1 protein-coding gene is annotated in these 1,156 nt (G+C 39.0%); it reads left to right on the top strand.

The window, feature by feature from the left end; all coding sequences use genetic code 11:
- Positions 1–1,156: sigma 54-interacting transcriptional regulator (locus tag M663_RS0112685; RefSeq protein WP_029689183.1), on the top strand; the 1,156-nt coding region annotated here is incomplete at both ends.

Raw genomic sequence — 1,156 nt, 5'->3', positions numbered from 1 at the left:
ACCTTACCGACAACTCTCAGAATACTTCTTAGAAAACAACCCTAATCCCTTATTAGTGATAGATAATACAGGAAGATTAATCAAGGTTAATTATGCATCTGAGAAATTTTTGGGATGGAAAAAAGAAGATTTAATAGGACGAAGAGCTGATGAAATATTTGACAATTCGCAGGAAATCCTATTCCTCATAAAAGCGCGGCAGAGTATAAAAAACAAGGAAATATTAGTGCAAAGTAGAAAAGGTATCTTGCGGTGTAGCGCAGATGTTTCACCTATAAGTGGTTATTACAATGAAAATGTAGCGGCTCTAATAGCTCTAAAAATGCATGAAGGTAGTCAATTTTATATAAGCTCTCCTCCAGCCTTAAAAGGATTCGAAGTAATATTGGGAAATCATCCCTGTTTGCGTGAAAGTATACGATTAGCCCAAATTGCAGCAAATAGCGATGCACCAGTCCTTATTTTAGGAGAGACAGGGACAGGGAAAGACCTTTTTGCAAGAGCCATTCATGAGGCTAGCGGTAGGAAAGGACCTTTTGTGGCGATAAATGGTGGTGCTTTGCCGCGAGAATTAATTGGAAGTGAGCTTTTCGGCTATGTAGGCGGAGCTTTTACCGGTGCACGGCCAGAGGGCAAGCCAGGTAAGTTTGAACAAGCACAAGGAGGAACTTTATTTTTAGACGAGATAGGCGATATGCCTATGGATATACAGGTTTACCTTTTACGAGTGTTGGAAGAAAAAAAGGTAGTTCGAATAGGTGGGCATAAGGAGATACCGTTAGATGTTCGAATTATTGCTGCGACCAATTCGGATTTAACGAAGTTAGTAAGAGAGAAAAAATTTCGAGAGGATTTGTATTATCGCCTGAGAGTTCTCACTATTCATTTATGCCCGTTACGAGAACGCAAAAGTGATATACCTCTTCTTTTTCAACATTTTGTCAATAAATTTTCGCAAAAATTAGGCAAAAATATTACCAATATTGATCCATCAATTTGGCCTTTATTAAGTAATTACGACTGGCCAGGAAACATTAGGGAATTGAGAAATGTGGCAGAATGGGCAGTGAATATAGCAGAGGGTAGTACAATTTCTGTTAATCATTTGCCACCTTACTTGTCTGGCTCTCAAACTATCCGCGAGGACAGTAATAGC

The sequence above is a fragment of the Thermoanaerobacter sp. A7A genome, from assembly GCF_000445185.1.
In the GTDB taxonomy this organism is placed as follows: Bacteria; Bacillota; Thermoanaerobacteria; order Thermoanaerobacterales; family Thermoanaerobacteraceae; genus Thermoanaerobacter.
The sequence above is the reverse complement of the archived record's forward strand: the minus strand, read 5'-3'. Positions and strand labels throughout refer to the sequence as shown.